Below are 23,412 nucleotides of genomic sequence, written 5' to 3' on the forward strand. Positions count from 1 at the left end.
CGCTGCAGGGCGACACGTCGTCGCTCACCACGCTGGTCGGCCAGACCTCCACGCTGACACAGACTTTCGCGGGCCGCGACCAGGCCCTGGGCAGCGTGATCACCAACCTCAACAAGGTGGTCGGCAACCTCGCTCAACAGAACGACGATCTCGACGGGGTCATCACGGCGGCCCGCAGCGTCGTCGGCGACCTCGACCGGCGGCGCCCGGACCTGGTCGCTTCGGTCGGTTCGCTGGCCCGGGTGACCGACCGGCTGTCGGCCTCGGCGACCGACGTCTACCCGGCGCTGCGCGAATTCATCGATCGCCAGCCCGGCGTCACCAAACACATCATGGACGTCAAACCGCAGGTGGCGTTCTTCGGTGACAACATTCCGCTGCTGCTGAAAGGCCTTACCCGCGTGGGCAATCAGGGCGCCTACGGCAATGCCTACGTGTGCGACGTGAACTTCATGGGTTTCTTCCCCGGGCTCAACGATGTCGTGCCGATCATCATCAACGCGGCCACGCCGGGCAACCGGGCCTGGCACACCCCACGCTGCAGGAGCACGGTCGATGGCTGAGGCATCGGTACGGCGGAGGTTGTCGGGGCTGACGAAGCGCCCGCTGGAAAGCTACAACAAGACCTGGCTCGGGTTCATCGCCGTCGCGGTGGTCGCGGTGGTGATTTCAGTCATGCTGGCGGTGCACGCGATCGGCGCCGGCTATCGCCATTACACCGCCGAGTTCCTGCAAGCGGCCTCGCTGCGGGCCGGCAACCCGATCGTGGTCGCGGGTATCCCGGTGGGCAACGTCACGAGCATGAAACTCGTCGGCGACCATGTCGAGGCGGGGTTGAAGGTCCGCGACGACATCAAGCTGGGCAAGGATTCTCGTGCACAGATCCGGGTCACCACCATCTTGGGCTCGCGCTATCTCGCGCTGGAGCCCAAGGGGCCCGCCCGCCTGCCCAACGAGACCTTCGACCTGGGGCACACCGAGGTGCCCTACGACCTGCAGGCCGCGCTGCAGGACGCCACGACCACCTTCGAGCAGGTCGACTCCGACAGGTTCGCCCAATCGCTGGCGGTGCTCGGCAAGCAGCTTGAGGGCCTGCCCGCCGTTGTGCCGCAGGCGATCACGAACATCAACACCTTGTCGTCGATCATCGCGGTGCGACGTGACCAGTTGGGGCAGCTGCTGCGCAGCACCGAGCAGGTCACCAACACGCTGCGCCGCCAGCAGGCCGGCATCGGCGCCCTCGTCGACCAGGGTCAGGACCTGCTGGGCCAATTCGTCGCGCGGCGCGCCGTTTTCCACGCGATGATGCAATCCCTGTCGAGTCTGGTCGACACCATGAGCCAGGTCGTGGTCAACGACCGCTCGGGCCTGGACGCGTTGATCAGGGACATGCGCGACTTCACCAACTTGATGTCGGCGCACGACGACCTGCTGCACAGCATGCTACAAACCAGCCCGATCTTCTTCCGCGAGGCGGCCAACCTGACCGGTGACGGCAACGCGATCAACTTCAACGCCCCCAATGTCCCGTTGATCGACTCGTGGATGTGCGCAATCAGCGGGCGTGCCAAGCAGTTCGGCATGATCCAGTACTTCAAGGACTGCAAGTGAACGGGCTCGGCGCCAAGGCGCTGGCCATCGTCGCCGCGGTCGCGGTCCTCGCCGCGGCGGTCGGCGCCGGCTGGTGGTACCTGAGTTCGGACGACGACACGATCACCGTGACGGCCCAATTCGACAGCGCCTCAGGCCTCTACGAGGGCAACGAGGTTGCGGTGCTGGGCATGCCGGTGGGCAAGATCACCAAGATCAACCCCAAGGGGGGTTACGTCGAGGTCCAGTTCACCGTCGACCGCCACGTCAAGGTGCCCGCCACCGCGCAGGCCGTCACGGTGTCGACGTCCATCCTCACCGACCGGCAGATCGAGCTGACGCCGCCCTACCACGGCGGACCGACCCTGCAGAATCACGACACCATCGGGCTGCCCAGGACCAAGACCCCCGTCGAATTCAGCAGTGTGCTGAATGTTTTGGACAAGGTGACCAAGTCGCTCGAGGGTGACGGGCGAGGCGGCGGCCCGATCGCCGACGTGCTCGGCGGCGGCACCGAGGTGGTCAACGGCAACGGCGAGAAGATCAAGGCGGCGTTGGGCGAGCTGTCCAAGGCGCTGCGGCTGTCCAGCGACGGCGGCGCGGCGACCCGCGAGCAGATCACCACGATCGTCAAAAACATCAGCACGCTGTTCGACGCCGTCGCCGCCAACGACTCGAAACTGCGCGAATTCGCCTCCACCATCCACCAGGTCAGCCAGATCGTGGCCGACGAGGACCTCGGCAGCGGCAACACCGGGCGCAAGCTCGACCAACTGATCCAGCGGGCCGGTGACCTGCTCGACGCCAACCGCGACAACGTCAAACAGGCCGTCCTGCACGGCAACGGCACGCTGAAGACGGTGACCGACCAGCGGCGTGACCTGGCCGAGCTGCTGGATCTGGCCCCCCTGGTGGCCGACAACGCCTACAACATGATCGACCGGGCGAACGGCAGCGTGCGGGCCCGCTTCCTGACGGACCGATTGCTGTTCGACAGCCAGTACACCAAAGAGATCTGCAACCTGATGGGGCTTCGACAACTGGGCTGCAGCACCGGGACCATCCAGGACTTCGGCCCCGATTTCGGGTTGACCTACGTGCTCGACGGCATGGCCGCCATGGGGCAGAAATGACGGGCGCGGGCGCGCGGGGCATGCTCATGGCGGTGGCCGCGGCGATGGTCACCGCGGGATGCGCCACGAACGGCCTTGCCAGCCTGCCTCTTCCGGCCCCGGGCCTGGGGTCGGGCGGTTATTCACTCAACGCGGTGTTCTCCAACGCGCTGAACCTGCCGATGAACGCCAAGGTCAAGCTCGCCGGCGCCGACGTCGGGCAGCTCGAATCGATGGTCGCCCGCAATTACACGGCGGTCACGCGGCTGCGCATCCGGGATGGCGTGCAGCTGCCGCGGGGCAGCACCGCCGAATTGCGCACCGCGACACCGCTGGGCGACGTCTTCGTCGCGCTGAAGCCACCGGGCGATGCCGACGGGCCGCTGCTGCGCGACGGGGACACCATCGGCCTGGACTCGACCGCGGCCGCCGCGACCGTCGAGTCGGTGCTGAGCTCGGCGGCGATCCTGGTGAACGGCGGGGCGGTGCGCAATTTCACCAACATCATCAACGGGTTCGGCAAGGCGACCGGAGATCAGGGCCAGGCGTTCGGAGACATGATCCGCAAGTCCAACGAGCTACTCGCGACGCTGGACGGCCGATCCGATCAGATCTCGCACGCGTTGACCCAATTGTCGCGCCTGGCCGACCAACTCGACGCCAAGAACCAGACCATCAGCGACCTGATGTCGGCGGCCCGCCCCGCCACCTCGGCCCTGGCCGACAACACCAGTCAACTGTCCAACCTGGCCGTGCAGGTCGGCGACACCTCCCGGTTGCTGGCCAGGTTCCCGTCGATCGGCGGGACCGACACCAGCGGCCGCAGCATGATCCGCGACCTGAACACGATCGCCGGGGCCGCCAACGACGTTGCGGTCAGCCCCGACACCAGCTGGCTGTCGATAAACCGGCTGATTCCCGCGCTGGTCAAATCCACTGCGGGGAACTCGATTTCGGTGAACGTCGGCGTGGACAAGATCATGCTCGGATCGCTGCCCGACGTCGGATTCCCCGGTGACATCGGGCTGCACGGGCCGCACCACTACAACGTGAACCTGCTCGTCGGCACCCTCAAATACACCCTGTGGCGACTGCAGGAACGTGTGGTCGGCCGGGGACCCAATTCGCCTCAGGTTCCGGTGATTCCGGATCCCAACATCCCGGGACAGATCGACGTCGCGCCCGGGCCCCCGCCCGCACCGCCGGGGCCGCAACCGTGATCCGCGCCGTCGCCGACGTCGCCAATCTCGTTGTGCGCGCGGTGCGCACCGCGCACCGGCAGCAGGTCTGGTTGTCGGTGGCCGGCCTGGTGCTCATCCTGGTCGTGGCGACCGCCTATCTGCTCGTCGGCGCGTTGCGAGTGAAACCCTTCGCCTCGTCCTACCGGGTCACCGTGCAGCTGGCGGAATCCGGCGGCCTGCTCCCAAACCAGGACGTCGCGCTGCGCGGTGTTCGCGTCGGGCGCATCGAATCGCTGCAGATCACCGACGACGGCGTGAACGCCGTCGCCAGCATCACTTCGCAGGTGCGGATCCCGGCGAACAGCGTCGTGCACGTGTCCGCGCTCTCGCCGGCCGGTGAGCAGTACATCAACTTCGAGGCAGCCTCCGACGCCGGGCCGTATCTGCATGACGGCAGCCTGATCGCCCTGGACCACACCACCGTCCCGGTCAGCTTGGCGCAGTTGCTCGGTGACGCCGATGGGCTGCTGGCCCAGGTCGACCCGCACAAGATCGAGTTGATCAAGAAGGAGTTGAGCCTGAGCAGACAGGGCCCGGCCAAGCTGACCGCCATCGTGGACGGCGGCACGTTCCTGCTGTCGACGCTCGATTCGGTGCTGCCCCAGACCACCAGCATCATCAAGACCAGCCGGGTGGTGCTCACCCTGGCGAGCGATAAAAACGCCGGATTGGGCTCCGCCGCAACCGAACTCAACCAGACGCTGACCGGCGTGGCCAGAATGCAGGCCGGTTACCGCCGGTTGACGCAGCAGACGCCGCGCACGCTGTCGGCCGTCGACAATCTGTTCGCCGACAATTCCGACACGATGGTGCAGTTGCTGGGCAGCATGGCCACCATGTCACAGCTGTTCTATCTGCGGGTCCCGGCGCTCAACGCACTGTTCCCCGACTACCGCGGGTCGGTATTGGACGCGGTGACGAGCGCCTTTCACGACGGCGGCGTCTGGGCGACCGCCGACCTGTATCCCCGCTACGTCTGCGACTACGGGACACCGGCGCACGCCTCCTCGGCCGCCGACTATTACGAGCCGTTCATGTACACCTACTGCCGCGACGACGACCCGGCGGTCTCGATCCGCGGGGCCAAGAACGCGCCACGTCCGGGCGGCGACGACACCGCCGGCCCGCCGCCGGGCGCGAACCTGGGCCAGCGAACCGATCCGACCCCGCGGGGCCGCTACACCATTCCCACCCCTTACGGCGGTCCGCAGCTGCCGATCGAACCGCCGCACTGAGCCCTGGCCCATCCCAGCCGACCTTTAGGAGATGATCGTGGTCGTGACCACCAAGAAGAACCCGAAAGTCGACGCCGACACGGACACGGAAGTCGAAGCGGAAACGGGCGCCGAAACAGGGTCAGCCGCAGGCGAAGACACCGGCGAGGCGCGCGCCGAGGAGTCCACCGACGAGGCTGACGGGCAGGCCGAGTCCGAGGACGAGGATGAGGACGAAGGTGGCCCGCTGCTCAAACGCAAGCGTCCCGACACCGAGCGCGCCCAGCGGCCCTGGCGGCGGTATCTGCGCCGCAGCGTGCTGCCGGTGTTACTGGTTGCCGCGCTTGGCGTTTCGGGGTTCCTCGGGTGGCGGCAGTGGCAGGACCATCAGCTGAAGGTGGCGGGCGAACAGGCCCAACAGGCGGCCATCGCCTATGCGCAGGTGTTGACGAGCATCGATTCGAACAAGGTGGACGACAACTTCAAGCAGGTGCTGGACGGCGCGACCGGCGAATTCAAGGACATGTACACCCAATCCAGCGTCAAGCTTCGCCAACTGCTGATCGACAACAAGGCGACCGCGCACGGCGTGGTGGTGGACTCGGCCATCCAGTCCGAATCGACCGACAAGGTCGTCGTGCTGCTGTTCATCGACCAGACCGTCACCAACACCGCCGCGCCCGACCCGCGCATCGACCGCAGCAGGATCAAGATGACCATGGAGAAGGTGGACGGCCGCTGGCGGGCAAGCAAAGTCCAACTCCTCTGAGTCGAGCGGAGCAACCCATGCTCAAGAGACTGGCGGCGGCGTTTGTATTGGTCACGGCCGCAACGATTCCCGGCGCGGCCACCACGCACGCGTCCGCGCCGTCGTTCTGCGGTGAGCTCGGCGGCAACTGGGACGGCCAGTACTGCCACACCGCGGTGACCTCGGAACGCAACGCCGTTCGCGACATCAAGGTCGCCGTGCCCGACGACCTGGTCGACAATCCGACCACCGGGCCGGTGATCCGTGACTACCTGCATACCCTGGTCAGCAACTGGAAGACCGCAAACGCCAGCATGGCCGCCGACAGCTACGGCGAGGAGAACTTCGAGGTGTTCCGGCACGGCAACCTGCTCAGCGCGGTGTTCCACGAGGACTATCACGCCGACGGGCCCAAACCCAACAACGCCTATCGGACATTCACCTTCGACATGGCAGCGGGCCGACGGGTGCAGCTCGCCGATCTGACCACGTCGAACCCGCTGACCGCGATCCCGCCGCTGGCTGCGCCGTTCATCGATACCGCACTCAATCAGGCTCCGCCACCGCATGATCCGGGCACCTACCCGTTCATCCTCGACCGTTGGACTCCCGACAAGGTTTACTCGGGCGCGTACAAGGCGTGGGCGCTGACGCCCGACGAGTTGATCATCTACATGCCCGACTATCCGGTCGGCCACGACGAGCCGATCAACTTCTCCCCCGGCCTGCCGCAGTGGTACATGGACGGGGGCACCGTCCAAGCGCACATCCCGCTGTCGGCGCTGGATCCGGTGCTGCGCATCTGAACGGGGCCCTCGGTCCTGGCGCATCGGCTCCGCATGTGGCCGAGTCGTTTTCACTCCGGCGAATCGCGCGCCGCTTTCGGTTACTCACGACGCGGGCGGCCCGTGTAAGTCGGCCGCGGATGGGTACGTTCCGAAAGTGCGCCCGCCTCTTTGCTATCTGAGTACTTGCCCTGCTCGCAATCTCCAGCCGTCACCCAGTCACCCCGCGCTGCCCGTGCGGACGATCTGATGGCCACACCCAAGCCGGTGCCCGAGGACCTGCGCCAGCTGGCCCAGGCCCATGGCGTGGCGACCTTTTACCGCAATGAGCGACGAGAACCGGTCGAGGTCGATGCCGACGTGGTGGTCCGCGTGCTCGGGTTGCTCGAGGTCGATGCCGCCAGCGAGTCCGATCGGCGCCGTGAATTGGCGAAGCTGGCCGAGCGCAAGCGCGCTGGAGCCCTGGCACCGACAATCGCGATGCGACTGGACGGCCGGCCGCGGCCGTTGCCCGGCGCTGCGGCGTTGATCGGCGAGGACGGCACCCGCGCCGACGTGCGCGACGAACTGCCCGGCGATCTGGCGCCGGGCTGGTACCGCCTGCACACCGGGGACGGCCAAGAAGTCACCCTGGTCGCGGCCCCGCCGCGGGTGCCCCAGACGGCGGTGACCTGGGGATGGATGCTGCAGCTCTATGCGCTGCGCTCGGGCCGCTCCTGGGGCATCGGCGATCTGGGCGACCTGCGGGAGTTCATCGAGTGGACCGCGGCGGCGCACGGCGCGGGTGCGGTACTGCTCAACCCGCTCAACGCCCCCGGTCCGACGCATCCGGTTCAGCCCTCGCCCTACACCCCGTCCAGTCGACGCTTCGCCAACCCGCTGGCCCTGCGCATCGAGGACCTCGACGCCTACCATCGAGCCGACCCGCAAACCCGCGCGGAAGTCGACGCCCTGCGCGTCTGGCCGGAGACCGAGCGGATCGACCACGACCTCGTCTGGGCCGCCAAGCGCGACGCGCTGGAGTTGCTGTGGCGCGCGGAGGATCGGCCCTGCCCACTGGACGAGTCCCCCTCCTCCGGGGCGCTGCGCGACTGGGCGACCTACTGCGCGCTGGCCGAGCGGTACGGCGGGCGCTGGCCGCGATGGCCCGAACCCCTGCGCGATGTCGACGGACCGGGGGTGACCCTGGCTCGCCGGGAATTGGCACCCAGGATCGCTTTTCACGCCTGGGTGCAGCAACGCTGTGCCGAACAGCTCGGCGAAGTCCGCAGCGCCGCGCGACGAGCCGGCATGGCGCTGGGTGTATTGCACGACCTGCCGGTCGGCGTCGACTCCGACGGGGCCGACGCGTGGGCCCTGGCCGACATGCTGGCCACCGGAGTTCATGTCGGCGCTCCCCCGGACAATTTCACCCCGCGCGGTCAAGACTGGGGGCTGCCGCCCTGGCGGCCGGACCGGCTCGCCGCCACCGGGTACACCGCGCTGCGAGACATGCTGCGCGCCATACTCGTTCACGCCGACGGCCTGCGGATCGACCACGTCGCGGGATTGTGGCGGTTGTGGTGGATACCGCCGGGCGAGTCGGCCGACCGGGGTACCTACGTGCACTACGACGCCGACGCCATGCTTGCCGTGCTCGCGCTGGAAGCCCAGCGGGCCGGCGCGACCGTGGTCGGCGAGGACCTGGGAACTGTCGAGCCCGAAGTCACGGAAGCGTTGGGCGACAACGGAATGCTGGGCTGCGCGGTGTCCTGGTTTACCCGGGACGAGTCCGCGCCCGGCGAACCCTTGCTTGCGTCGTCGCGGTGGCCGGCGCGGGCGGCCGCGAGCCTCTCCACCCATGACCTGCCCACTGCGGCCGGCTTTCTGCGCGGCGAACACGTGCGGGCGCGCGCCGAGCTCGACCTGCTCGACGACGTACCGGCGGAGCAGGCCTCGGCCGACAAGGAAAAGGCGGAGTGGCTGGCCCTGCTGCGTTCCGAAGGGCTGTTGCCCGACGACCCGGACGAGGACGACGGCCCGGACGAGAACGCCATCATCACCGCGATGCACCGGTTCTTGGCGGCCACGCCGAGCAAGTTGAAGCTGATCTCGCCCTACGACATCGTCGCCGAACCGCGACAACCGAATCTGCCCGGCACCATCGACGAATATCCGAACTGGCGGCTGCCGTTGCCCCAAACGCTGGAGCAGCTGCGCGAGGACCCGCGCGTCGCCGAGATCACCGCAATATTTCAGGCCGGCGCCGAGGGCTGAGCCCGCCGAGGACTCAGTCGTCCGAAGAGTTCAGTCCTCCGGGTTGTAACCGAGGTTGGGGGCGAGCCAGCGTTCGGCTTCGGCCAGGGTCCAGCCCTTGCGCTTCGCGTAGTCGGCGACCTGGTCCTGGGCCATCCGGCCGACGACGAAGTACTGCGACTGCGGGTGCGAGAAATACCAGCCGCTGACGGCGGCACCGGGCCACATCGCCATCGAATCGGTCAACTCGATGCCGGTCCGCTCCTTGACGTCCATCAATTTCCAGAGCGTCGCCTTCTCGGTGTGCTCGGGGCAGGCCGGGTAGCCGGGGGCGGGCCGGATGCCCCGGTACTTCTCATCGATGAGCGCGTCGTTGTCCAGTTGCTCGTCGGGCTGGTATCCCCAGAACTCCTTGCGGACCCGTTGGTGCATGCGTTCGGCGAACGCCTCGGCCAGCCGGTCGGCGACCGACTCCAGCAGGATCGCGCTGTAGTCGTCGAGCGCCGCCTTGAACTCGGCGATCTTCTCCTGGCTGCCGAGCCCCGCGGTGACGGCGAAGGCGCCGATGTAGTCGGCCAGGCCGGTGTCCTTGGGCGCGACGTAGTCGCTCAGCGACCGGTTGGGGATTCCTTCCCGGTGCTCGCCCTGCTGGCGCAGGTTGTGCAAGGTGGTCAGCACCTCGGTGCGGGTGTCGTCGGTGTACACCTCGATGTCTTCCACCCCCGAGCCGACCGCGTTGGCGGGGAAGAACCCGATCACGCCGTTGGCGGTCAGCCACTTCTCCTTGATCAGGGTGTCGAGCATCTCCTGCGCGTCGTCGTACAGCTTGCGGGCGGCCTCGCCCGAGGCCGGGTTGTTGAGGATGTCGGGGAATCTGCCCTTCATCTCCCAGGCGTTGAAGAACGGCTGCCAGTCGATGTACTCGCGCAGCTCGGCGAGGTCGTAGTCCTGAAACTCCCGTACTCCCGTACCTATTGCGGGCACCGGCGGCGTGTAGCCGTCCCAGTCGATCGGCGTCCGGTTGGCGCGGGCCTTCTCCAGTGTCAGCGTCGGCCGCTCGTTCTTCTGGGCATGCCGTTCGCGCAGGGACGCGTAGTCCTTCTCGGTGGCCTCCAGCAGGGGACCCCGCTGCTTGGGATCCAGCAGCGCGGCGGCGACCGGCACCGAGCGGGACGCGTCCTTGACCCAGACCACCGGACCGCTACGCCGCGGCGAGATCTTCACGGCCGTGTGCGCGCGCGAGGTGGTCGCGCCGCCGATCAGCAGCGGGATCTCCAGGCCCTCGCGTTCCATCTCGACGGCGAAGTTGGCCATCTCGTCCAGGGACGGCGTGATCAGACCGGACAGCCCGATGATGTCGGCGTCGTGCTCCTTGGCCGCGTCCAAAATCTTCTGGGCGGGCACCATCACCCCCAGGTCGATCACTTCGAAGTTGTTGCACTGCAACACGACTCCCACGATGTTCTTGCCGATGTCGTGGACGTCGCCCTTCACCGTGGCCATCACGATCGTGCCGTTGGTGTCCTTGGCGGCAGCGGTACCGTTCTCTTCCTTCTCCTTCTCGATGAACGGCAGCAGGTACGCGACGGCCTTCTTCATCACCCGGGCCGACTTCACGACCTGGGGCAAAAACATCTTGCCGGAGCCGAACAGGTCACCGACGACGTTCATGCCGTCCATCAGCGGACCCTCGATCACCTCGATCGGGCGGCCGCCCGCGGCGGCGATCTCAGCGCGCAACTCCTCGGTGTCGTCATCGACGTGGGCGTCGATGCCCTTGACCAGCGCGTGCGTGATCCGCTCCCGGACCGGCAGGCCGCGCCATTCGGCCGCCTTCGGGTCCTCACCCTTGTCCTTGCTGTTGAACCGCTCGGCGATTTCCAGCAGCCGTTCGGCCGCGTCCTCGCGACGGTTGAGCACCACGTCCTCGATGCGCTCGCGCAGCTCGGGGTCGATCGAGTCGTAGGGCACCAGCGCACCGGCGTTGACGATGCCCATGTCCAGGCCGGCCTTGATGGCATGGAACAGGAACACCGCGTGGATCGCCTCGCGGACCGGGTTGTTGCCGCGGAACGAGAACGACACGTTGGAGATGCCGCCGGAGATGTGCACCCCGGGCAGGTTCTCCTTGATCCAGGCGCAGGCCTCGATGAAGTCGATCCCGTAGGTCGCGTGCTCCTCGATGCCGGTCGCCAGCGCGAAGCAGTTCGGGTCGAAGATGATGTCCTCGGGCGGGAAGCCGACCTCTTCGGTCAGGATCCGGTAGGCGCGCCCGCAGATCTGTTTGCGGCGTTCCAGGTTGTCGGCCTGGCCCTGCTCGTCGAAGGCCATCACGACCACGGCGGCGCCGTACTTGCGGCACAGCCGTGCCTCGCGGATGAACTTCTCCTCGCCCTCTTTCATGGAGATCGAGTTGACGATCGGCTTGCCCTGCACGTTTTTCAGGCCGGCCTCGATGACCTCCCACTTGGACGAGTCGATCATCACCGGCACGCGGCTGATGTCCGGCTCGGCCGCGATCAGCTTGGTGAACCGGTCCATCGCGGCGACGCCGTCGATCATGCCCTCGTCCATGTTGATGTCGATGACCTGCGCGCCGGCCTCGACCTGCTGCAGCGCGACCGAGAGCGCGGTGTCGTAGTCCTCGGCCTTGATCAGGTTGCGGAACCGGGCGGAGCCGGTGATGTTGGTGCGCTCACCGATGTTCACGAACAGGGACTCGTCGGTGATGTTGAGCGGCTCCAGGCCCGAAAGCCGGGTCGCCACTTCGATTTTCGGCACCTCCCGGGGTGGTTTGCCCTCGACGACCTTGGCGATCTCGGCGATGTGCGGCGGCGCGGTTCCGCAGCAGCCACCGACCAGGTTGACCAGGCCGGCGTCGGCGAAGTCGGCGATGTAGCCGGCCTGCCGCTGCGGGGTCTCGTCGTACTCGCCGAAGGCGTTGGGCAGGCCGGCGTTCGGGTAGCAGGAGACGAAGGTGTCGGCGATGCGCGACATCTCGGCGATGTAGGGCCGCGTCTCGGGCGCGCCCAGCGCGCAGTTGAGCCCGACCGCGATCGGCTTCGCGTGCCTGATCGCGTTCCAGAAGGCCTCGGTGACCTGACCGGACAACGTCCGCCCGGAGGCATCGGTGATGGTGCCCGAGATGATCAACGGCCAGCGGCGTCCCCGGTCCTCGAACAGGGTCTCGACCGCGAACACCGCCGCCTTGGCGTTCAGCGAGTCGAAGATCGTCTCGATGATCAGCAGGTCGGCGCCCCCGTCGACCAGGCCGTTGGCGGCCTCGAGGTAGGCGGCGACCAGCTGGTCGTAGGTGACGTTGCGGGCCCCGGGGTCGTTGACGTCCGGTGAGATCGACGCGGTGCGGGTGGTCGGCCCGATGGCGCCGGCGACGTAGCGGGGCTTATCCGGGGTGCTGTACTCGTCGGCGGCCTTGCGAGCCAGGGCGGCGCCGGCGTAGTTCAGCTCGTAGGCCAGCTCCGCCATGTCGTAGTCCGAGAGGGAGATCGCGTTCGCGTTGAACGTGTTGGTCTCCAGGATGTCGGCGCCCGCCTCGAGATACTCGCGGTGGATCCCCTCGATGATCTGGGGCTGCGTCAGGTTGAGCAGGTCGTTGTTGCCCTGCAGCGCGGTCGGCCACTCTGTGAACCGGTCGCCGCGGTAGCCGGCCTCGTCCGGCCGGTCGCGCTGGATCGCGGTGCCCATCGCGCCGTCGATCACCACGATCCGCTGGCGCAGCGCCGCCGTCAGCTCGTCGGTGCAGTCGGGGCGGATGTTCGGCGCGAAGGTGTTCGGCGCGGAAGTCTGGGCCTCAACGGCGGTCACGTGCACTCCTTCCATAACGGAAGGCGTCCTTGACTCTGCCGAGCGTGGCGGATACCGGCAAAGACCCGTACCCGTTGCAACGCCTCTCGACCAGAAAAGTCTACGTCGTCACCCGATCGACGTCCGGACGCCTAACTCATCGCCGCTATCGACAGTTCGTGGAGTCTGTCTGCGACATAGTTAACCAGGTTAACGAAATCGCAGCCGAACCTATTTCGTCTGGACCGCCGAGGATGTCAGTGTCGCAGCGGTGTCCCTTGGCGGCTGTCACGTCATAAGAATAGTCGTCCTATGCAAAGCCCCCGGTTGAACGTCAATCGGCCGACAATCCTTGGCCACCGCGCCCCGAACATCGGGCCGGAAGGCCGTACGCTAAATCTGTGACCCCGCCCGACGGCCCCCCCTTTGGCGAAACGGCATTGCCGGAACTGCACCACACCGTCGTCGTGGCCGCGTTCGAGGGTTGGAACGACGCCGGCGACGCGGCCAGCGACGCGCTCGAACACCTCGAGGCCATCTGGGAAGCGGACCCGATCTTGGAGATCGACGACGAGGCCTACTACGACTACCAGGTGAATCGCCCGGTGATCCGGCAGGTGGACGGGGTGACCCGCGAGCTGGTGTGGCCGGCGATGCGGATCTCGCACTGTCGCCCGCCGGGCAGCGACCGCGACGTCGTGCTGATGCACGGGGTGGAACCCAACATGCGCTGGCGGACCTTCTGCGCGGAGCTGGTGGCCATCGCCGACAAGCTCAACGTCGACACGGTGGTGATCCTGGGCGCCCTGCTGGCCGACACCCCGCACACCCGGCCGGTTCCGGTGTCGGGCGCGGCGTACTCCCCCGAGTCGGCGAAACGCTTCGGCCTCGAGGAAAGCCGCTACGAGGGGCCGACCGGCATCGCCGGGGTGTTCCAGGACTCCTGCGTGGCCGCTGGGATTCCCGCGGTGACGTTCTGGGCGGCGGTGCCGCACTACGTCTCGCAGCCGCCGAACCCGAAGGCCACGGTGGCCCTGCTGCGCCGCGTCGAGGACGTCCTCGACATCGAGGTGCCGCTGGCCGACCTGCCGACGGACGCCGAGGAATGGGAGCAGGCGGTCACCGAGATGACGGCCGAGGACGAGGACCTCGCCGAGTACGTGCTGTCGCTCGAGCAACGCGGCGACGCCGAGGTCGACATGAACGACGCCTTGGGCAAGATCGACGGCGACGCGCTGGCCGCCGAGTTCGAGCGTTACCTGCGCCGGCGTCGCCCCGGCTTCGGGCGCTGACGCTCACAGCGCTGTTGAACTTGCCGTCGGCCGATCAACTACGGAAGCATCGCGTCGCGACCTACCGATTGGACGTTTCATGGCCGCGTTGCCCGATGATGGCAACCCCGATCCCGTAGCCGGTTCAGCTCCGCTAGCCGGCCCAGATCCCGCAGCTGGCGCAGTCGGCGAAGACGCTGGCTACCGCAAGGGACTCAAGCCCCGCCAGGTGCAGATGATCGGCATCGGCGGCGCGATCGGCTCCGGGCTGTTCCTCGGGGCGGGCGGGCGGCTGGCCAAGGCGGGGCCCGGGATGTTCCTGATCTACGCCGTGTGCGGGGTCTTCGTCTTCCTCATCCTGCGAGCCCTGGGCGAGTTGGTCTTGCATCGGCCGTCGTCGGGCTCGTTCGTGTCGTATTCGCGAGAGTTCTTCGGCGAGAAGGCCGCCTACGCGATCGGCTGGATGTACTTCCTGGGCTGGTCGATGACGGCCATCGTCGACACCACCGCGATCGCCACCTACCTGCGGCGGTGGACGGCCTTCGAATCCGTCCCCCAGTGGGTGTTGGCCCTGCTGGCCCTCGTCGTGGTGCTGTCGATGAACCTGATCTCGGTGGAGTGGTTCGGTGAGCTGGAATTCTGGGCGGCGCTGGTCAAGGTTCTCGCGCTGGTGGCCTTCCTGGCGGTCGGGATCGTCTTCCTGGCTGGCCGGTATCGGATCGAGGGCCACAGCACCGGACTGAGCCTGTGGACCAATCACGGCGGACTGTTTCCCTCCGGCGTGCTGGCGGTCCTGCTGACCACCTCGGGTGTCGTATTCGCCTATGCCGCCATCGAATTGGTGGGCACGGCCGCCGGGGAGACCGCCGAGCCGGAGCGGGTCATGCCCCGCGCGATCAACGCGGTGATCGCGCGGATCGCGATCTTTTATGTCGGGTCGGTGGCGCTGCTGGCATTGCTGCTGCCCTACACCTCCTACAAGGCCACCGAAAGTCCTTTCGTCACCTTCTTTTCCAAGATCGGCTTCCACGGCGCCGGCGACCTGATGAACATCGTGGTGCTCACCGCCGCCCTGTCGAGCCTGAACGCCGGGCTGTATTCCACCGGCCGCATCATGCACTCGATGGCGTCCAGCGGCAGCGGTCCCCGGTTCGCCACCCGGATGTCGAAGAACGGGGTGCCCTTCGTCGGCATCGCGATGGCGGCCGCCATCTGCCTGCTCGGCATCGGCCTGAACGCCGTCAACCCCGGCGAGGCCTTCGAGATCGTGCTCAACATCGTGGCGCCGGGAATCCTCGCGAGCTGGGCCACCATCGTGCTGTGTCAGCTGCGCTTCTACCGGCTGGCCAAGGCGGGGCAGGTAGAACGCCCGCAGTTCCGGATGCCGTGGGCCCCGTATTCCGGGTATCTCACCCTGGCATTTTTGGCCGGCGTCCTGGTCATGATGGCGTTCGATAAGGACACCGGCACCTGGACCATCGCGACGGTGGTGGTGGTCATTCCGGCGCTGAGCGCCGGATGGTTCCTGGTGCGCCGGCGGGTGGCGGCCGTCGCGTCGCAGCGCGCGGCCCCGACCGGCTAGGAGCTGCCGAGGTCGCGGTTGTAGGCGCTGGTGGAGCGGCCCAGCGCGGCGACTTGGGCGTCCAGCTGGGGCAGCAGCTCGGCGGTGGATTTGTGCAGGGGCATTTCGCCGACCGGACTGGACAGCACCGGCTTGACCCAACGGAACAGCGCCACCCAGCGTGGGCAGTAGACGCGGGTGCGCCGCCGCTCGATCCCCTTGACGAAGGCGGCCGCGCACTTGTCGACGGTCGTCGTCTTGCTCAATGGCCACGGGAAGCTGGCCAGCAGCTGGTTGAACGCCGGCAGGTCCGACTGGGTGTCGCGGACCAGGGCGGTGTTGATCCAGGACATGTGCGCCGAGCCGACCGTGACGCCCAGGTGGGCCACCTCCAGCCGCAGCGCGTTGGCCAGCAGTTCGACGCCGGCCTTGGACGCGTTGTACGGCGCCAGCCCGGGGCAGGCGGTGTAGGCGGCCAGCGACGACACGATGAGCACGTAGCCGCGGCGCTCGATCAACGCCGGCAACGTGGCGCGCACGGTGTGAAAGACGCCGAGCACATTGATGTCGAGCACCCGTTTGAACGCGTCGGGGTCGACCTGCAGCACCGATCCGTAGCTGGCGATGCCGGCGTTGGCCAGCACCACGTCGATGCCGCCGAATCGCTCGACGGCGCGGGCGGCGGCGGACTCCATCGCGGACAGGTCGCGCACGTCGGCGACGGCCGTCAACACCCGTTCTTCGCCGAGTTCGGCGGCCAGCGTTTTCAGGTCGGTTTCGTTGAGATCGGTCAGGACGAGCCTGGCGCCCCTGGCAGACAGCCGCCGAGCGGTCTCGGCCCCGATCCCCCGGGCACCGCCGGTGATGAAAACGACTTTGTCCTGCAGCGATGTCATGGTCGCCAACCTACCGTGCGGGCATTCGAGGGCATCGCCCGCGCGCGTGACCTCGGTTGACGCCGACAGCATTGCGGTGTCGAGCCACCGGTCTGCGCTGAATCAGCAGGCTGCTGAATTAGCCGAGAATGGCCCCTTGCACACCGCTGAAATTGACATTAGCGAAAGTGCCCAGCGTATATCTCCGGTCTTGCGAGTTCTGCGTGGTGCAATGTGTGCGTCTTTATCTACGCTCGTTCCGAACCCACTCTTGCCCGGAATGAATGCCCTGCGCTGGATCGGCCTCGGCGGGTGTTTTCTGTGTTAACAACACGCTAACTGGACGCTGCCACTACTCTATTTGGCTCGCACCTAGCCCGGCGAGACCAGCGCCGGCCATAGGCTCCGCAGCATGACACGCAATTGCGCATGTCGCCGGGGATCTCGCTGGATGACAATCGACAGCTCGATCCCGCCGCCAGCAGCGCTAATAGACCGATTGCAAAGCAACGCCGAACGTTGTCGAAACAAAGTCGAATTCGACCATGACCGCTAAACCACCGGCGCGCGGCGGCTCCGCCAACCCAGCCGCCGCGCGCCGGACTACACCGCGGGCGCCGTGGCGGGGGCCTTGCAGCGGCGTTCTGCTGTCGGGGAACCGGTCCCCGTGTTGTGCACTGGCTATCCCGCTTTCAGCCGCGACTTTTGCGAGTTTGTCTGCTCCGAAGTTGCCGCCAACGACGGGTGTGCGACCGGGATCTCCCGGCTTTGGTCGAGTCGGCTCCAGCATCTGAAAGGGAGGGACGATGCACAGAAAATCGACTCCACCTGATTTTTCAATGTGGAAATTTGTGTCGCATGCCAGCTTGGGCGATCTGGAAACCTATCTCTGGCATCGTCAGGGCAGCAACGTATTCTGCTGGCGCCCGGTGGGAAAGTCTCGGGGTGCAGCGAAAAAGAAGGACGTCGAAGAATGACCAGCGGAACTGAGCTCATCCGCTAAAAGGCCAAGAAACAGCGGGGTCGCAGGTCTTTCGGTAGTGCGAGCGGACCCCACTAGAGCGTCTACGCGCCGCGACCAGGCGGTCTCGAAGCAGCGATGAGCATCAATCCGTGGGTAATGACAATTTAGACTTTCGTCTTGGTCAAAGGCGCAACGCCCAGCGACCCGCCGGTGGTAGCGCCTAACCGCGCAACCGGGCGAACTGACCTTGCCGGTACTGCTCGACGCAGGCCGAACGCCGCACCTTGCCACTCGTGGTGATCGGTATCGACCCCGGCGCCACCACAACCAGATCCGCGACGCCGAGGCCGTGCGAGTTGGAGACTGCCGAGGTCACTTCGCGCTCGACGACGGCGAGCTTGTTCGCCCCCTCTCCGTGGGGCGTGGGCTGGTTTTTGACTTCGGCGATCACGACAAGCTTTTCCATGCCCTGATGCGGGACCGCTATCGCTGCGCACCGGCCCCGGGTGATCTCCTGGACCGTCGCTTCGATGTCGTCGGGCGAGTGGTTACGCCCGTAGACGATCAGCAGATCCTTGATGCGGCCGATGATGAACAGCTCGCCTTCGAAGATGAACCCCGAGTCGCCGGTTCGCAGCCACGGCGCTTCGGGTGTGCCGTCCGACGCAGCGACCAGCCGATCGCCGAACGTGCGTTCGGTCTCCTGGGGCTTTCGCCAGTAGCCCAAGGCGACGTTGCCACCGTGCATCCAGATCTCGCCCACGGTGCCCTGGGGACACTCGATCCTGGTGTCGGGGTCGACAACGCGGATCATCGGTGACCGCGGCGCCCCGTAGCTGACCAGTGGTGTACCGGTGGGGCTTTCGCAGCGGTCCGCGCTGCCGGCGGCCAGCTTCTCGGGATCGAAGTGCACCATTTTGGGCGGCTGTGCCGGTGTGCGAGTCAACGCGTACACCGTCGCCTCGGCGAGCCCATAGCTTGGCCGTACCGCGTTGTCGGGCAGATTGAACCGCGCGAACCGATCGATGAAACGCCGCAGCGTCGCAGGATGCACGCGCTCACTACCGTTGAGGATGACCAGCACCTCGCCTAGATCCAGTCCGGCCAGGTCCTCGTCCGACGTCTTGCGTGCCGCCAATTCGAACGCGAAGTTCGGCGCCGCCGAAAACGCGTGACTTTCCTTGGCCAGCAACTGCATCCACCGGGCCGGTCGCTGCAGAAACGACACCGGACTGGTCAGCACGGTGCGAATTCCGCCCAGCACCGGCGCGCACACTCCCAGTATCAAACCCATGTCGTGGTAAAACGGCAGCCACGACACAATGGTCGTGTCCGGCGGCGCGACGCCGCCGTGCTCCGCGCAGAAGTCGGACATGATCTGCCGGAAATTGGCCAGCAAATTGCCTTGAGAGACCATGACCCCGGCCGGCTGCCGGGTGGATCCGGACGTGTATTGCAAATACGCCAGCTCTGAATGATTCTGGCGCGCGGGGCCGTATCCTGTCCGGGCGTCCAGGTCCAGCAGGTCAACCTCTACGACGGATGGAACTAATCCGCCGGATTGCGACTGGACATACCCGGCAACGGTTTCCGCGGCCGGGGACGTTGTGAGGATGACGGTTGGCGACGCGTCGCGCAGCACCGAACTGACGCGTTCATCGCTGACGCCACCTAACGGCACTGAAAGCGGAACCGCGATCTGACCCGCCTGCAATGCACCGAGAAACGCCACAATGTAATCCAGCCCCTGCGGGGCCATGATCACGGCGCGGTCACCCGCCGACCCGCAATCATGAAGCCGCCGCGCAAGGTTGCGCGTTCGCCGATGCAGCTGCGACCACGTCAGGCTTTCAGCAACGCCGTTCCAGTCCTGCTCGTAATCGACGAAGGTGAATGCCGTGTCGTCGGGCTGCAAGCTGGCGCGTTCGCACAGCAGGTCTGACATAGGCGTCTCAACCATCATCACTCCATTCCGCTACGGCCGGGGGTCCAAAAGGGCTTCGTGCGTATCTGCCGTCGATCCCAGCCACGTTCGGTGATCAATATTTTGCGCAGCGTTTGTATGGTGCGGGCCTCGCCGGCGAGGTAGGCGACGCCGGGATAGTCGGGCAGCGGCAGGCTGCGCAGGGCGTCGGCGAGCACGGCAGAGTTCGCGGCCGGTGCGCCACCGCGCTCGACCCGGGTCAGGGGTGTGGCCAGGGGCAGGTGATCGGTGTCGGTCACGGCCTCAATCGCTCCGTAGACCTCGGCGGTTGGGGGCAGGGATCGAAGCATCGCGGCGAACGCGACCGAGGCGGTTTCCTCGCCGGCGAACAGGTGGTAGGGCGCGTCCCGGCGGATGGCGAACTTGCCCTGGGGCCGGGTGAAATGGACGCCGTCTCCGACCGAGGTGGACAGCGCCCAGCGCTTGGCGGGTGTCGCGCCCTGCCGGCCACCGTCGTGGTCGACCATCACGATGTCGAGTGCGCCGAGGGCGGGATCGGCGTCGTAGATCGAATACGTGCGCAGCACGGGGTATGGGTGCAGCCGCAGCACGGCGTCACGCAGACTCTCGACCTGCAGCCGGACATGCTGACCTGGCGTCCAGGTCAGTCCCCGCAGGCGCGGGCCGCTGAACCGGATGCGGCGCATTCTCGGTGTCAGCCTTTCGATCTCGCTGACCGTCGCCGAAAGAAACACTGCGTCGCGCAGGGTGCTGATGACGGGAAAATTTTCGACGAGGGTAGCCACGAAGAACTCCAACTGCTCAGTAGTTGTTGCAGGTGGCGAAGACCCGCTGGACAAGTCCGAACTGCTCGTCAGCCCCCGGCTGGCTCGCCAGCATCTGGGCCATCTGCTGGCGTTGACTCGGCGGCGCGGCCAGGAACTGCCGCAAAAACGAGCCGCTCTCCGGCGAAGCGTTGAATTGTTCGGCCGCTTGGGGATCCGCCGCCTGCAGCGCCGACATCACCTGACCGTAATTGCAGGTGGTGTTGACGAACGGGCTGAGATCCCGATCGGCCGACGCGAGCCCGGCCCCAGCGGTCAACGACAGTGCCAGGCCGCAGATCCCGACGGCGAACCTAGTCAACGATACCGTCCTCATTTTTGACATCTCCAACTAATCGTCGCGATGGACCGGTTCACCGAACCGGCGTGAACTCGAGGTGTAATTCCTTGAGGCGCCTGAACAATGGGGTGCGGTCCCATTTCAGCCGACGAGCGCCTGCCGGGCCGTGTTCGGCCTCTGAAAGCCGGATGTCGGCCATTCGGTTAAGGATGCGTTCCAAGCTCACCCGCACTTCGGCGCGAGCAATCGGGGCGCCCGGACACGTGTGGATACCACGGCCGAATGCCATGTGGTGCAATATGTTCGGGCGGCCCAGGCGGAACTCGTCGGGGTCGTCGAACCGCCGTGGGTCGCGGTTTGCCGCACCGTTCATCACCAGCACGCTGGTGCCGGCTTGCACATCGATGTCGCCGATCCTGGTGGTGCGACGCGCCAGACGGAAATTCGTTTTGATCGGGCTTTCGATGCGCAGCATCTCCTCGATGAAGGCGCTGATCTTTGAATTGTCCTCGCGCAGTTGCTCTTGCAAGTCCGGTCGCTCCGCCAGCGTCAGCATCGAGAGACTCAGCAGATCGATCGTCGTGCCGTGGCCGGCGGCGAACATGAAGGTGGCAACGCGGGCAACATCAAGCGCGTCAGGTGTCGTGCCATCGGGAAACTTTGCCAGCGCAAGCTCGGTCAGGACATCGTCACGCGGCTCGCGCCGCCGCTCCTCGATGTACTCGACGAACCACTCCTCTTTCACGCCGACGAAACCACTGCGGTCACCCTCGAGCCGGCTGGCATACGCAGCGCGGCGGAATCGCTCACGGTCGGCCTCGGGCACGTCGAGCAGGTCGGTAATCGCGTCGAGCGTGAATGGAAAATTGTAGTCAATGACCATCTCGCACTTGCCGTGGGCGAGGAACCGGTTGAGTTGCTCGTCGGCAAGACGCCACAGGAAGTCCTCGTTGTTCTTGAGCTGCTTCGGCGTAAACAACCGGCTCAACAGCGAGCGGTGGGCCGTGTGCTTCGGAGGATCAAACGTCAGGAAGTAGTCGCCGAACGTCACCCCCTGGCGGTGCCGCTCAATCAGATCCGAAATGTCGTCGCTGTCGGTTTTGGTCGGAATCCCCGACCATGGGCCGCTGACGATATTGCAGACCGAGAAGGCCTGTTCGGGGTCGCGTTGCACCGCCAGGGCCTCGTCATACCCCGACACCATCACCACACCGTGCGCAGGCTCACGCCACACCGGGCACCGCCGGATCGCATCGTAGTAGTCGTATGGGTCATCGACGAGCGACTTCTCGGTGAAGAAGTCGAGGTTTTCGGGAGTGGACTTTCGGCTGACCATGTAGTCAGATGTCATTTTTCAAACCCTCTCAGCTTGAGGCGGCGTCCGCGGGAACCAGCTTGTCGCGCAGCAATTCGGCCAAGCCGCGGATCGTGCCAATCTTTGCGATGTCGGCGGGCGTCACCCGTACGCCCGTTTCGGTCTGGATGCGGGTAAGCAGTTCGAGACCACCCAGCGAGTCGAGCCCGTACTCGGAAAGCGGACGGTCGGGATCGACGTTGCGACGCAGGATCAGGCTGACCTGGTCAGAGATCAGGCGCCGCAGCCGGGTAGGCCATTCGTCCGGGGCCAGCTCATTGAGCTCGGCACGCAGTTTGCTTGTGCCCGTTGAACTTTGTCCGTCGGAGCGGAAAGCTTCGGCGAACGGACTGCGCTCGGCGAAAGCGGCCAACCACGGTGTGTTCGTCAACGGGGCATAGCCCGTGCAGGCACGGTCGTGGCGCAGCAGCGCATCGAACGCATAAGCGCCTTCGTCGGGAGCGATCGCGGCGTCGGCGCCTTCGGCCAAGGCGGTGCCACGTCCAATCTGCCCCCACGCGCCCCATGCGATCGCGGTGGCGGGCAGACCCCGAGCCCGCCGCCAGCGGGTGAAGGCGTCCAGCCAGCTGTTTGCCGCGGCGTAGGCACCCTGTCCGGGTGACCCCACCAGCGCGGCGGCCGAGGAGAACGAGCAGAACCAGTCCAACGGCTGCGAAGCGGTGGCGGTGTGCAGATTCCACGCCCCATAAACCTTTGGTGCCCAGTCATGTTCGATGAGATCATCCGTGATGTTGGTCAGCGTGGCATCCTCGATCACCGCAGCCAGATGCAGCACACCGCGCACCGGAAGCCCGGTGGCGGTTGCCGCGGCCACCAACCGCTGAGCCGTCCCAGCCTCGGCTATGTCGCCGCACTCGACGACGACATCGGCACCCGCCCCGCGGATGCGTTCGATCATCGCCCGCGCCTCGGGATTTGGCTGTGAACGCGAGGACAACACGATACGCCCGCAGCCGGCCTCCGAACCAGGCGAAGCCATCTTGTCGGCCAAAAACAGCCCCAGGCCGCCCAGTCCACCGGTGACAATGTAGGCGCCGTCGCTGCGGAAGACCTCGACCTGCGCCGGCGGCACCATCACGCGGCTGCGGCCGGTATGCGGGATATCGAGCACGAGTTTGCCGGTGTGTTGCGCGCCGCTCATCACCCGAATCGCCGTGGCGGCATCGGCAAGCGCGTAGTGCCTGGCTTCAGGCATCGGCAACTCACCGTTCGCGGTGAGCCGGTACACCGTGTTCAGCAAGTCACGCAGCCGGTCCGGATGACTGAACGACATCAACGCCAGGTCGAGGGCGTAGAACGTCAGGTTGCGCCGGAACGGGAAGAGCCCCAGTCGGGTATCGCCGTAGATGTCGCGTTTGCCGATCTCGACGAATCGCCCACCGAACGCGAGCAATTCGACGCCCGCGCGCTGGGCGGGCCCGATGACCGAGTTGAGCACGATATCCACGCCATAACCGTCGGTGTCCCGGCGTATCAGGTCGGCGAACTCTACGCTCCGCGAATCGTAAACATGCTCAATTCCCATGTCGCGCAATAATTGTCGACGTTGCTCGCTGCCGGCTGTGGCGAAGATCTCGGCGTCCGCAGC

At 66.4% G+C, this 23,412-nt stretch carries 16 protein-coding genes and 1 pseudogene; 10 read left to right on the forward strand and 7 right to left on the reverse strand.

Annotated elements, in window-relative coordinates:
• The 8 genes and pseudogenes from A5646_RS10575 to malQ all read left to right on the forward strand — a co-directional run.
• Positions 1-563, forward strand: a pseudogene (locus A5646_RS10575) (mammalian cell entry protein); the annotation flags it as partial.
• Entirely contained in the window at positions 556-1,611 is a 1,056-nt protein-coding gene (locus tag A5646_RS10580; RefSeq protein WP_066867463.1) for an MCE family protein, read from the forward strand. The pseudogene A5646_RS10575 and the gene A5646_RS10580, both read left to right, overlap by 8 nt.
• Positions 1,608-2,723 (forward strand): MCE family protein, encoded by a 1,116-nt coding sequence (locus A5646_RS10585; protein WP_067021607.1) that lies wholly within the window; start codon positions 1,608-1,610, stop codon positions 2,721-2,723. Before A5646_RS10580 ends, A5646_RS10585 begins: the two co-directional genes overlap by 4 nt.
• Positions 2,720-3,922, forward strand: a complete 1,203-nt coding sequence (locus tag A5646_RS10590) for an MCE family protein (protein ID WP_067021609.1) — start codon at positions 2,720-2,722, stop codon at positions 3,920-3,922. The genes A5646_RS10585 and A5646_RS10590 overlap by 4 nt, the downstream gene beginning before the upstream one ends.
• Complete coding sequence (locus A5646_RS10595; protein ID WP_067021611.1) at positions 3,919-5,178, forward strand: MlaD family protein; 1,260 nt, start codon at positions 3,919-3,921, stop codon at positions 5,176-5,178. Before A5646_RS10590 ends, A5646_RS10595 begins: the two co-directional genes overlap by 4 nt.
• 31 nt (positions 5,179-5,209) lie before the next feature.
• The gene (locus tag A5646_RS10600; protein ID WP_067021613.1) at positions 5,210-5,926 is read left to right on the forward strand and encodes a tetratricopeptide repeat protein; all 717 of its coding nucleotides are present in this window, start codon (positions 5,210-5,212) and stop codon (positions 5,924-5,926) included.
• Positions 5,927-5,943: 17 nt separating this feature from the next.
• Positions 5,944-6,711: a mannan-binding family protein gene (locus A5646_RS10605; protein ID WP_067021615.1), complete on the forward strand. Its 768-nt coding sequence runs from the start codon at positions 5,944-5,946 to the stop codon at positions 6,709-6,711.
• Positions 6,712-6,939: 228 nt separating this feature from the next.
• A complete protein-coding gene (gene malQ, locus A5646_RS10610; RefSeq protein ID WP_067021617.1) occupies positions 6,940-8,946 on the forward strand; it encodes a 4-alpha-glucanotransferase in 2,007 nt (668 codons plus the stop codon).
• A gap of 30 nt (positions 8,947-8,976) precedes the next feature.
• Here malQ and metH read toward each other — a convergent pair whose 3' ends face one another.
• Positions 8,977-12,765, reverse strand: a complete 3,789-nt coding sequence (metH, locus tag A5646_RS10615; protein ID WP_067021619.1) for a methionine synthase — start codon at positions 12,763-12,765, stop codon at positions 8,977-8,979.
• A gap of 365 nt (positions 12,766-13,130) precedes the next feature.
• On the opposite strand from metH, the gene A5646_RS10620 reads away from it, so the two are divergent.
• Positions 13,131-14,021, forward strand: coding sequence for a PAC2 family protein (locus tag A5646_RS10620; protein ID WP_197498159.1), 891 nt, complete (start codon positions 13,131-13,133; stop codon positions 14,019-14,021).
• Positions 14,022-14,100: 79 nt separating this feature from the next.
• Complete coding sequence (locus A5646_RS10625; RefSeq protein ID WP_067021621.1) at positions 14,101-15,582, forward strand: amino acid permease; 1,482 nt, start codon at positions 14,101-14,103, stop codon at positions 15,580-15,582.
• On the opposite strand, the gene A5646_RS10630 is transcribed toward A5646_RS10625, so the two are convergent.
• From A5646_RS10630 to A5646_RS10655, 6 genes are all read right to left on the reverse strand, one after another.
• Positions 15,579-16,457 carry an SDR family oxidoreductase gene (locus A5646_RS10630; RefSeq protein WP_066867513.1) on the reverse strand — a complete coding sequence of 293 codons (879 nt, stop codon included), beginning with the start codon at positions 16,455-16,457 and terminating at the stop codon, positions 15,579-15,581. The genes A5646_RS10625 and A5646_RS10630 overlap by 4 nt on opposite strands.
• A 1,163-nt stretch (positions 16,458-17,620) precedes the next feature.
• A complete protein-coding gene (locus tag A5646_RS10635) occupies positions 17,621-19,360 on the reverse strand; it encodes an AMP-binding protein (RefSeq protein ID WP_067021623.1) in 1,740 nt (579 codons plus the stop codon).
• 2 nt (positions 19,361-19,362) lie between these two features.
• Entirely contained in the window at positions 19,363-20,130 is a 768-nt protein-coding gene (locus A5646_RS10640) for a siderophore-interacting protein (protein WP_197499361.1), read from the reverse strand.
• 16 nt (positions 20,131-20,146) lie between these two features.
• Positions 20,147-20,485: a hemophore-related protein gene (locus A5646_RS10645; protein ID WP_066867507.1), complete on the reverse strand. Its 339-nt coding sequence runs from the start codon at positions 20,483-20,485 to the stop codon at positions 20,147-20,149.
• A gap of 37 nt (positions 20,486-20,522) precedes the next feature.
• On the reverse strand, positions 20,523-21,800 hold the full coding sequence (locus A5646_RS10650) for a cytochrome P450 (protein WP_066867439.1): 1,278 nt from the start codon (positions 21,798-21,800) through the stop codon (positions 20,523-20,525).
• Positions 21,801-21,813: 13 nt separating this feature from the next.
• Positions 21,814-23,412, reverse strand: a 1,599-nt coding sequence (locus tag A5646_RS10655) for a KR domain-containing protein (protein WP_156765577.1), incomplete at its 5' end; no start/stop codon positions are given.

Source organism: Mycobacterium sp. 1245499.0, from assembly GCF_001673615.1.
Lineage (GTDB): Bacteria > Actinomycetota > Actinomycetes > Mycobacteriales > Mycobacteriaceae > Mycobacterium > Mycobacterium europaeum_A.

Coding starts and splice junctions, on each gene's coding strand:
- A5646_RS10645 (WP_066867507.1), bottom strand. CDS start 20,485: ATGAGGACGGTATCGTTGACTAGGTTCGCCGTCGGGATCTGCGGCCTG.
- A5646_RS10625 (WP_067021621.1), top strand. CDS start 14,101: ATGGCCGCGTTGCCCGATGATGGCAACCCCGATCCCGTAGCCGGTTCA.
- A5646_RS10605 (WP_067021615.1), top strand. CDS start 5,944: ATGCTCAAGAGACTGGCGGCGGCGTTTGTATTGGTCACGGCCGCAACG.
- A5646_RS10635 (WP_067021623.1), bottom strand. CDS start 19,360: ATGGTTGAGACGCCTATGTCAGACCTGCTGTGCGAACGCGCCAGCTTG.
- A5646_RS10580 (WP_066867463.1), top strand. CDS start 556: ATGGCTGAGGCATCGGTACGGCGGAGGTTGTCGGGGCTGACGAAGCGC.
- A5646_RS10630 (WP_066867513.1), bottom strand. CDS start 16,457: ATGACATCGCTGCAGGACAAAGTCGTTTTCATCACCGGCGGTGCCCGG.
- A5646_RS10650 (WP_066867439.1), bottom strand. CDS start 21,800: ATGACATCTGACTACATGGTCAGCCGAAAGTCCACTCCCGAAAACCTC.
- A5646_RS10590 (WP_067021609.1), top strand. CDS start 2,720: ATGACGGGCGCGGGCGCGCGGGGCATGCTCATGGCGGTGGCCGCGGCG.
- malQ (WP_067021617.1), top strand. CDS start 6,940: ATGGCCACACCCAAGCCGGTGCCCGAGGACCTGCGCCAGCTGGCCCAG.
- metH (WP_067021619.1), bottom strand. CDS start 12,765: ATGGAAGGAGTGCACGTGACCGCCGTTGAGGCCCAGACTTCCGCGCCG.
- A5646_RS10600 (WP_067021613.1), top strand. CDS start 5,210: ATGATCGTGGTCGTGACCACCAAGAAGAACCCGAAAGTCGACGCCGAC.